A 9,261-nucleotide genomic window follows, 5' to 3' on the forward strand; every position below is an offset into this window, starting at 1 on the left:
GTCGAAGCAGGCGTAAATTCGAAAGACCAAAGAAAATTTGACTTTCTCTTTCCGTGCAATCAAAAATAAACGGAACTCATGTTCCATAAAATCAGAGACACTTCCCTCCATGCCCACCGCATCCACCAGCAACGTCGCCGCCCGCGAAGACATCCAGCGCGCCTGCAACGCCGTCCTCGACGCCTTCATGCAGGCGCTCAACGACCACGACGCCGCGGCGATGGACCGCTGCATGCACTTCCCGCACACCCGGCTCGCCAACGGCACCACCACGATCTACGAAGCGCCCGGCAGCAACCCGATGGACCTGTTCAAGCGGCTCGAAGAAGCGGACGGCTGGTCATACAGCCGCTGGGAATCGCGCGAGGTCGTGCAGTGCAATGCCCGCAAGGCGCACGTGCTGCTGAGCTACACGCGCTTTCGCAAGGACCACAGTGTGATCGGCGTCTATGACTCGATGTACGTCATGACCCTGGAGGCCGGCGGCTGGGGCATCCAGGCCCGCTCGAGCTTCGGTCCCTGAATCCGGTCCCTGAGCGCCGCGCGGGTGCCGTGGCGGGCATGCGTGCCGGGAAAGGGCGACAAAGGGAGACAAAGGGCGGGCAAAAGGAGAACAAGGTGACGTGCCGGGCTGCGTCGCGGCGCGCCGGCGCAAGTACAATGCGGGACGCGCCCGCGGCCGGTCCGCGCTGTCGCGCTCCGGCCAGCCTCGATCCGTCTCCGTCAAGTCTCCGTCAGCCCAGCCAGTCCCCTTATTCCTGATCCATGTCCAATCTCATCGTGCACGGTGGTACGCCTCTGCGTGGCCGCATCATCCCCTCCGCCAACAAGAACGCGGTGCTGCCGGTGCTGTGCGCCACGCTGCTCACGGCGGAGCCGCTGCGCCTGCACGGCGTGCCGGACATCACCGACGTGCGCAAGATCCTCGACATCTTCCGCACGCTCGGCAGCGACGTGCGCATGGACCACGCCACCGGCACGCTGGAGCTGCACCACCGCGACACCCGCTTCGACGCGGCCAGCCACCGGCTGCCCGAGGAGATGCGCTCGTCCATCATGCTGGTGCCGCCGCTGCTGGCGCGCTTCGGCGTGGCGCGGCTGGAGGACAACGTCAAGGGCTGCACGCTGGGCGTGCGCGAGATCGATCCGCACGTGGACGTGTTCCGCCGCTTCGGCGGCCAGATCGAGCGCGCCGACGGTTCGCTGCTGGTGCGCAGCGCCGGCCGCCTGACGCCCAACGATCACTGGCTCGACTACGCTTCCGTCACCACCACCGAGAACTTCGTGCTGTGCGCGGCCGCCGCCGATGGGGTTTCCACGCTGACCAACGCGGCGTCCGAGCCGCACGTGCAGGAATTCTGCCGCTTCATGGAGATGCTCGGCGTGCGCATCGAAGGCATCGGCACCTCGCGCGTGACGGTGCACGGCGGCCATGCGCTGCGCGGCGGCGAATTCCACTTCGACGAGGATTTCCACGAGATCACCACCTTCCTGGCGCTGGGCGCCATCACCGGCGGCGACGTGGTGGTGCGCAACAGCGCGCCCGGCAATTTCCCGCTGATCGACCGCACCTTCGCCAAGTTCGGCGTGCAGATCACGCACGAGGACGGCTGGTCGCGCGCCACCTGCCCCGGCCCGCTGGAAGTGCAGACGCCGTTTACCAGCAACGTGCTGACCAAGGTGGAAGCCGCGCCGTGGCCGTATTTCCCGGTCGACCTGCTGCCCATCTTCATCGCGCTGGGCGTGCGCGCCAAGGGCAACGCCATGTTCTGGAACAAGGTCTACGACGGCGCGCTGGGCTGGACCGGCGAGCTCTCCAAGTTCGGCGCCCACGTGTTCTCGTCCGACCCGCACCGGCTCATCACCTTCGGCGGCAACCCGCTCACGCCGGCGGTGGTGGAAAGCCCGTACATCATCCGCGTGGCCATCGCCCTGTTCATGGTCGCGGCCAGCATCGACGGCCGCTCCGAGATCCGCAACGCCACGCCGATCCGCCGCGCCCATCCGCGCTTCGTGGAAAACCTGCGCAGCCTGGGCGTGCAGGTGGAGTGGACCAGCGAGGAATAACCGGGTCCGTCCGGCTCAGGGACAGGTGGCCAGCATTGCCTGGTCGCGCATGACGAAGCGGTCGCGGCCATTGCGCTTGGCCTCGTACATGGCGGCGTCGGCCTGTTCCAGCAGCGCCTCCAGCCGCGGCGAGGCCGGTATCTCGCACACCGCGCCCACGCTGATGGTCACGTAAGGGTGCTCGGGCCAGCCGCCGTGCGGCAGGCGCAGCGCGCGCACCGCCTCCAGCAGGCGCAGGCCGGCGGCGCGCGTGTCCGGCGCCGCCGCCGATGGCAGCACCACCACGAATTCCTCGCCGCCCACGCGCGCGCAGAAGCCGCCGGCGCCACCGGGACTGCCGAGGCCATCGCGCAGCGCGCCGCCGATGGCGCCCGCCACGCGGCGCAGGCATTCGTCGCCATGCACGTGGCCGTGCAGGTCGTTGTACTGCTTGAAGTAATCCACGTCGATCAGCAGGAAGCCCACCGGCAGGCCGCGCTCGCACGCCGCGGCCACCACCGCGGCCGCCTCGCGCTCGAAGAAGCGCCGGTTGTAGGCGCCGGTCAGCGCATCGCGGTACAGGTCCGCCTCGATGCGCGAGAGCTTTTCCTCGGTCTCGCCCAGCCGCTCCGCCAGGCTGGAGTTCTCCACCGTCAGCGCCTGCTCGCGCGAGCGGAAGCGCGTCACGTCGCGCAGGAACACGATGATGCCCACCGCCCGCCCGTTCAGGTTGCGCACGGACTCCACCGTCAGCTCGTAGTCCACCCGCTCCTCGGAAATCAGATGGGACCCGCCGCCATGCGCGCCCGCGCGGCTGGCCTCGACGGCATGCCGCCACGCGCGCGGCACCGGCTGGCCGCGCGTCATGTCGGCCAGCAGGCGCCGCGCCGCCGGGTTGGAGTCCACGATGACATCGTTGGCGTCGGCGATCACGCAGCCTTCGTGCAGCGAATCGAACACCCGCAGCCGGGCGTAGTGCCCCACGTCTTCCAGATGGCCGCGCAGCGCGCAGAACCACACCAGCACCGTCATCACCGAGAACGTGGCCGGCGTCAGGTCGCCGCCCAGCGGCCCCGTGTGCCGCGTCAGGTAGGCCACGTTGGCCAGCAGCGGCAGCACCAGCCCGCCGGCCAGCACGGCACGGCCGCCGCGCGTCAGGCTGCTGCCCGGCACGGGCGCCGTCGCCAGGAAATAGAGGCTGACGAACAGCAGCAGGTAGGTGTACGCCGCCAGCGCGGCATAGGCCGGCCCGTGGGTGAAGACCGCGCCCGGCGGCGCCCCGCCCGGCACCAGCGCGATCGCCGACCAGATCAGCCGGTGCTGCTCGTTGGTGAAGACCAGGCCCAGCGTCACCACGCTGACCACGGCGTGCATCGACAGCAGCCAGCGCGGGACGGCGAGCTTCGGCCGGCTCAGTTGCAGCATGGCGCAGAACCAGCCGATCGGCACCGCCAGGATGCCGACGTACTGCAGCTGGGCCCACAGCACGCGCGCTTCCAGCTCGGCCGAACTCAACTCCAGCAGGCGGCCCCCGCTCCACAGCGCCGTGCCGCCGGCCAGCACCAGGAAGGCCTTGACGGTGGGATCGTCGCGCCGGGTCCAGGCCAGCAGGGCCATCGTCAGGCTGCCGACGACCGCGAAGGTCAGACAGAGAACTAAGGGGTACGAAGGCATTCGGCCGGTTCCAGGGTACCCGCCCGGCGGCAGCGCCGGCGGGGGACGCCGCCGATTATATAAGGCGGCATGCCGCTATATTCCGCCCGGCATGCGCAGGCGTTCGGACATTTCCTTGACCGGCATGGCCAGGATCGCATTCAGGATCCGGCTTTCCCCGCCATCCGGCATGGCCTCGGCCTCCACCTCCGCCCGGACGGGATTCGCGTGCTCCGTGACGGCGGCGATCATGGCATCGAGTTCGAAGGCGGCGGCGGCCCGGCTCAGGCCCAGTTCCTGGCCGGCCTGGATCACGTCCACGCGCCGGAGGTCGCGGTAGTGCCGGGTCGCGCCGATCTGCATCGACAACTCCGAATCCGGCCAGTACGGCGCGTTGTCGCGGTGGTTCCTGGTGTCGTAGACCACGGTGCTGACGATGTCGTAGAACGGGGCCAGGCTGTAGCCGTCCGGGTCGGCGAAGAACGACAGGTTCTTCATGTGCGCGTCGCCGTTGCCCACCAGCAGGTTGAACACCACCCAGCGGTAGATGCCGAGGCGCGCGGCCGCGCGGGTCCGGGTCAGATCGATCAGCGCGCGCAAGGTCTGCGTGGATGCGTGCGTGTACTTGAGCGTCCGGCTCCTGCCGCGCAACTGCATGCCGTCGATCACATGCCGCCGCCGTACCGCGTCGCCGCTCGCGTCGCGGTCGAAACGCGCGATGGCGAAGACCGGCGCGGGCACGCGCAGGAATTCGGTGGCCGGCACCGGCAGGCCCGCGCGCACCGCCAGCCGCATGCAGAACAACTCGTTGATGGCGGCATGCGGCCACGCGGTGCCCCTGGCTTCCGGCTTGAGAATGTGGGTGGACGGTTCGGCGCCGACCGGTTCCAGCAACTGGCGGGCGCCTGGCTTGCCCACCAGGATGGCCGCCAGCTTGTGCTGCGCGCCGCCGACCGACATATGCTTGGGCGCCCTGGCGTCGAGCGGCCGGCCCGGCAAGTCCTGGATGCGCTGATGCAAGTCCGCGAAGGACAGCGGCACCCGGCTGCGGGCGGGTTCCTGCTGGCCCGGCGCGAGCAGCGTGATCGCGCCCGCCGACTCGGCGCCATAGAACGCCAGCATGCCCCACGCGTCTTCGATGTCGAGCCGGGCCGCGCCGGCCAGCAAGGCGCGCTGCCCTTCTTCGGGCAGGAGGTTGTCGAAGAAATACTGCACCGGCCGGTCGGTGCTGCTGTCGACCAATGCCTGCGGGCCGAGCGGCAGGCTCGGGCAGAGCGCGAAACGGCCCGGCTCGCGCAGCCAGCCGGCGTCGTAGGCAAAGCGCCAGACGCCGTTGCTGTCGGTGACTTCGCCGATCTTGATGCCGTTCGCGTAGGCGGCAAGCGTGCGGTCCTCGCTCATTTGCGCACCCGCCGGCGGGCAAGCCCGCCCTGTTCGGCCATCAATGCCTGCACGTCCGGCGCTTCGCCGTACAGCCGCACGCCGAGTTCCTGCAGCAGCAGCAGCACCTTGCCGACCTGCGCGGTTTCCTTGCCCCGCTCCACCGCGGAGATGAAGGCGGGAGACAGGCCGGTGGCGCGCGCGAGCTCGTCGCGCGTGAGCTTTTGCGCCATGCGCGCGGCGCGGGCGAGTTGCCCGAGATTCGCGGGTGCCGAGATGGGATGCTGCATCAGTGACGGGAAGGAAATAACGTATGCGGACGAAGACAGTATAGTGCCTCCCAGCCTTGCAAGGCATATACCGTCTTCAATCGGATACGTTACCGGGCGGCCACCTTGTTTTGCCCCATAAAAGTCACGAACGAATACGCTATCGCCGTTCCTGCCTCAAAATTCCTGCCTCAAAACCCGAGCTGCCGCGCCGCCAGGTCCTTCATGATCTCCTCCGACCCGCCGCCGATCATCATTACCTTGACCTCGCGGTAGACACGCTCGCTCAGGGTGCCGCGCATGAAGCCCATGCCGCCGAGGATCTGCACGGCCTGGTCGGCACAGAACTGCATGGCCTGGGTGGCCTGGATCTTGGCCATGCAGGTGCGCGCGACCAGTTGCGCGGGGTCGCCAGCTTCGTGCTGGACGCGGTAGGCCAGGTCATAGACCAGGTTGCGCGCGGCCTCGATGCGCAGCGCCATGTCCACCAGCCTGTGGCGGATCACCTGCCGCGCCACCAGCGGCTGGCCGAAGGTGTGGCGCTGGCGCGCCCAGTCGAGCGCTTCGCGCAGGCAGGCTTCGCCGTAGGCGTAGGCGCTGGCGCTCATGCCGAGCCGCTCCGCGTTGAAGTTGCGCATGATGAGCGGGAAGCCGCGGTTTTCCTCGCCGATCAGGTTGGCGGCGGGGATGCGGCAGTTGTCGAAGCGCAGGTGGGCGGTGTCGGAGGCGAGCCAGCCCATCTTGCGCAGCTCGGTGCGCGCCAGGCCGGGCGGGCTGCCCTCCACCAGCAGCAGCGAGATGCCGCCCGCGCCCTTGTTGGCGGGGTCGGTGCGCACGGCGGTGGTGATGAAATCGGCGCGCATGCCGGAGGTGATGAAGGTCTTCTCGCCGTTGACGACGTAGTGGTCGCCGTCGCGCACGGCGGTGGTGCGCAGGCTGGCCACGTCGGAGCCGCCGCCGGGCTCGGTGATGGCCAGCGCGGCGATCTTCTCGCCGGCGATCACCGGCGGCAGCACGCGCTGCTGCAGCGCCGGGCTGCCGGCCGCGACGATGGGCGGCAGGCCGATGGTGTGCGAGTTGAGCGAGGCGTTGACGCCGCCCGAGCCGCTGCGGGCGAATTCCTCGGCCTGGACGATGTGGTAGAAGAGGTCGCCCGGCGTGCCGCCGAACGCCTCCGGGTAGCCCAGCCCCAGCAGGCCGATCTCGGCGGCGCGGCGGTAGAGCGCGCGCGGGAAGGTGCCGGCCTCGTCCCACGCGCCGGCGAACGGCGTGATCTCGCGCGCGACGAACGCGCGCAGCGTGCCGCGGAACTGTTCGTGCTCGGCGGTAAAGTAGTGCGGCAGTGGCGGCAGGGTCGGGAGGGGCATGCGCAATCCGGTCTGTGGCGGGTGGCTGGGAGTCCCGAACATAGGCCGCGCCGCCGCGGTTCGTCTTGCGCTAAGTGGTCGGCGCCGCCGCCCGCCTCCCCTACCGCGCCGGCATGTCCGCCAGCAGCCGCGCCGACGCCGCCAGCCCGCCCAGGATGCTGTCCGCCACCTTCTGCGGAAAGCCCGCCGGCAGCGCCGCGTTCACCTGCGCGATCACGGCCGGGGTCCGCGCGACCAGCCGGCCGATGATGGCCTCGGCGTCCGGCCCGTGGAAGCACTTCGCCGCCATCGCGTTGAAATGCCGGCGCTGCACGTCCTTGAACAGGTAGTGCCGGTTCTTGCCGGCCACCGCCATCGCCAGCTTGGCCTTGTGCCAGGACCACTGGTTGGCGCCGTTGCCCACCACCGGCCAGATCGACATCACGTCGTACAGCGGCGTCATGCGGAAGCGCCCGCCCGGCAGCAGGCGGATGCTGAAGTTCTTGGCGTGCCCGTCGGGCGCCGCCAGCATCCAGAACAGGACCTGCGTGGCGAGGAAGGTTTCCAGGTCGGCGTCCGCGTCGACGGACTGGCGCAGGATCTGCGCGATGTCGCGCATGCCGGGGCCGCCGTCGGCCTCGTACTTGAGGTGCGGCGGCACGCCCAGCACCTGGCAGAAATCCTCCTGCGGCAGCCGCAGGATCCAGTTGCCCGACGAATGCATCTGGCGGTCGAAGCGCTGCACGGCCAGCACCTTCTGCCCGTCGAACGCGTGGATCTCGCCGCGCGCGGCTGGCAGCCCGTAGGCGGCCAGGATGGCCAGGCACAGCCATTCGTTCTCGACCGAGGTGCCGAGGTCGGCGCGCTTGTTGCCGACCAGCCCGAGCGGCAGCTTGAGGATATGCGTGGTCGGCGTGGCGCCGTGCGGCTTCAGCCAGCGCCCGCCGTACCACAGCAGCGCGGTCTTCTCCTGCGCACCGGCCAGCGAGATGCGGAAATCGTCGTCGTCGCGCGCGCCGGGCGCGGCCGGGCCGACGGTCTGCCGCAGCAAGGCGGCGATATCGGCGTCCGACAGCGGCGTGCCGTCGATGCGGTCGTGGCCGGCCGGCTGCGCGTGCTCCGCCAGCAGCTGCACGGCGCCCACGCAGTCGCGGCCGATGGCTTCGAGCAGGTCGAAGGCGTCCGTGCCGGCGGTCTGGAAGCGCGTGGCCAGCCGCTTGCGGATGGTGTCGCTGTCGGGCAGCAGGTTGTCGAAATAGTTGCGCACCCGCTCGCCCCGCAGCGGCGCGGCGTCCACGCCGAACGGCAGCGACAGGGACAGCGGCCGCCCGGCCGGCGAGGCCATCCACGCCGGGTCGTACAGCAGCTCCATCTCGCCGCGCGCGGGGATGCGCCACGTCCCCACGCGCTCGCCGTTGGCCCATAGCGACAACGCGCGCGCGTGCGACCTGCGGCCCATCGCTACCACTCCACCGCGGGCGCCGCGGCGTCCGCCGCGCCGCGGTCCTGCACCACCAGTTCCAGCCCCAGCACGCTCACCAGCGCCAGCAGCTGGCCGGCGCTGATGGTGCCGGGGTTCAGTTCCATGTGGGAGATGCGGCTCTGGCTGACGGCGAGGCGCGCGGCGAGGTCGGACTGCGACAGCCCGGCGGCCCGCCGTGCGGATAGCAGCACCTGGCCTAGCTGCGTGGCGGTGGAAAGCTGTTGTTTCATGGTCTTGCCTACGACATGGGTAATGTCACTTTACAAACAATATGGGTATTTTGCAAATACCAATGAAGTGGGTATTTATCATTTACGCATGTCATTCGTAAATGGCGGCGCAGCCCCGCACGCCGCCGGAGGCCCGGCCAGCCACTTTCCGCAAGCCTTGCGCCGCCGCGTTGGCTACGCTCCTGTGCTCAAGCTGCCGCACAAGCGCATTTCCCTTCCCCCAACGGAGAATCCGCATGGTCCCGACCCAGCCGCCCGCCACCATCGGCGCCGCCCTGCAGCAAGCCAGCGAGCGCTGGGACAAGCGCACCGCCTACCTGTGCGGCGAGCAGGCGCACAGCTTCGGCGAGGTCGAGGCCGCCTCGGCGCGGCTGGCCTGCGGCCTGCTCGGGCTGGGGCTGCGGCATGGCGACCGCATCGGGCTGATCGGCCTGAACCAGATCGAATGGCTGCAGCTGTTCTTCGCCGCCACCCGCATCGGCGTGGCGGTGGTGGGCCTGAGCGTGCGCTACCGCGACCACGAGATCGAGCACATGGTCAACGACAGCGGCGCCAAGGCCGTCTTCACGGTGCCGCGGGCCGAAGGCTTCGACTTCCTCGGCATGCTGGGGCGCCTGCTGCCGCGCATGCCCGGGCTGCGCCACGTCATTCCCATCGACGCCATGCCGGAGCCGCTGCCCGGCGTGCCCGTCTTCGCGCAACTGCTGGACACGCCGCCGGACCGCGCCGCGCTGCGGGCGGCCGAGGCGCGCGTCGCGCCGGACGACCTCGCGATGGTGATCTACACCTCCGGCACCACCGGCCGCCCCAAGGGCGCCGGCCTGTCGCACCGCAGCCTGCTGGCCTCGGCCTGG

9 protein-coding genes are annotated in these 9,261 nt (G+C 69.8%); 3 read left to right on the forward strand and 6 right to left on the reverse strand.

The features are described 5' to 3' along the window. The first annotated feature begins 109 nt into the window (after positions 1–109). Positions 110–523 carry a hypothetical protein gene (locus K206_RS0111365; RefSeq protein ID WP_020202535.1) on the forward strand — a complete coding sequence of 138 codons (414 nt, stop codon included), beginning with the start codon at positions 110–112 and terminating at the stop codon, positions 521–523. 242 nt (positions 524–765) lie between these two features. Next, entirely contained in the window at positions 766–2,067 is a 1,302-nt protein-coding gene (locus K206_RS0111370) for a UDP-N-acetylglucosamine 1-carboxyvinyltransferase (protein ID WP_020202536.1), read from the forward strand. Positions 2,068–2,082: 15 nt separating this feature from the next. On the opposite strand, the gene K206_RS0111375 is transcribed toward K206_RS0111370, so the two are convergent. From K206_RS0111375 to K206_RS0111400, 6 genes are all read right to left on the reverse strand, one after another. Next, positions 2,083–3,720, reverse strand: coding sequence for a histidine kinase N-terminal 7TM domain-containing protein (locus K206_RS0111375; RefSeq protein WP_029043501.1), 1,638 nt, complete (start codon positions 3,718–3,720; stop codon positions 2,083–2,085). A 75-nt stretch (positions 3,721–3,795) separates the two neighbouring features. Next, positions 3,796–5,100: a HipA domain-containing protein gene (locus K206_RS0111380; protein WP_020202538.1), complete on the reverse strand. Its 1,305-nt coding sequence runs from the start codon at positions 5,098–5,100 to the stop codon at positions 3,796–3,798. Further along, positions 5,097–5,369 carry a helix-turn-helix domain-containing protein gene (locus K206_RS0111385; protein ID WP_020202539.1) on the reverse strand — a complete coding sequence of 91 codons (273 nt, stop codon included), beginning with the start codon at positions 5,367–5,369 and terminating at the stop codon, positions 5,097–5,099. The genes K206_RS0111380 and K206_RS0111385 overlap by 4 nt, the downstream gene beginning before the upstream one ends. 170 nt (positions 5,370–5,539) lie before the next feature. Further along, a complete protein-coding gene (locus K206_RS0111390) occupies positions 5,540–6,715 on the reverse strand; it encodes an acyl-CoA dehydrogenase family protein (protein ID WP_020202540.1) in 1,176 nt (391 codons plus the stop codon). A 100-nt stretch (positions 6,716–6,815) separates the two neighbouring features. After that, positions 6,816–8,153 carry a type II toxin-antitoxin system HipA family toxin gene (locus tag K206_RS0111395; protein WP_020202541.1) on the reverse strand — a complete coding sequence of 446 codons (1,338 nt, stop codon included), beginning with the start codon at positions 8,151–8,153 and terminating at the stop codon, positions 6,816–6,818. A 2-nt stretch (positions 8,154–8,155) separates the two neighbouring features. Continuing rightward, on the reverse strand, positions 8,156–8,407 hold the full coding sequence (locus K206_RS0111400; RefSeq protein ID WP_020202542.1) for a helix-turn-helix domain-containing protein: 252 nt from the start codon (positions 8,405–8,407) through the stop codon (positions 8,156–8,158). Positions 8,408–8,643: 236 nt separating this feature from the next. On the opposite strand from K206_RS0111400, the gene K206_RS0111405 reads away from it, so the two are divergent. Further along, a partial coding sequence (locus K206_RS0111405) for an AMP-binding protein (protein WP_020202543.1) occupies positions 8,644–9,261 on the forward strand: 618 nt, incomplete at its 3' end.

The organism is Cupriavidus sp. WS, assembly GCF_000395345.1.
Lineage (GTDB): Bacteria > Pseudomonadota > Gammaproteobacteria > Burkholderiales > Burkholderiaceae > Cupriavidus > Cupriavidus basilensis_B.

What these genes read in the sequence shown, in the direction of transcription:
- K206_RS0111365 (WP_020202535.1), top strand. Translation starts at nt 110, where the DNA reads ATGCCCACCGCATCCACCAGCAACGTCGCCGCCCGCGAAGACATCCAG.
- K206_RS0111370 (WP_020202536.1), top strand. Translation starts at nt 766, where the DNA reads ATGTCCAATCTCATCGTGCACGGTGGTACGCCTCTGCGTGGCCGCATC.
- K206_RS0111375 (WP_029043501.1), bottom strand. Translation starts at nt 3,720, where the DNA reads ATGCCTTCGTACCCCTTAGTTCTCTGTCTGACCTTCGCGGTCGTCGGC.
- K206_RS0111380 (WP_020202538.1), bottom strand. Translation starts at nt 5,100, where the DNA reads ATGAGCGAGGACCGCACGCTTGCCGCCTACGCGAACGGCATCAAGATC.
- K206_RS0111385 (WP_020202539.1), bottom strand. Translation starts at nt 5,369, where the DNA reads ATGCAGCATCCCATCTCGGCACCCGCGAATCTCGGGCAACTCGCCCGC.
- K206_RS0111390 (WP_020202540.1), bottom strand. Translation starts at nt 6,715, where the DNA reads ATGCCCCTCCCGACCCTGCCGCCACTGCCGCACTACTTTACCGCCGAG.
- K206_RS0111395 (WP_020202541.1), bottom strand. Translation starts at nt 8,153, where the DNA reads ATGGGCCGCAGGTCGCACGCGCGCGCGTTGTCGCTATGGGCCAACGGC.
- K206_RS0111400 (WP_020202542.1), bottom strand. Translation starts at nt 8,407, where the DNA reads ATGAAACAACAGCTTTCCACCGCCACGCAGCTAGGCCAGGTGCTGCTA.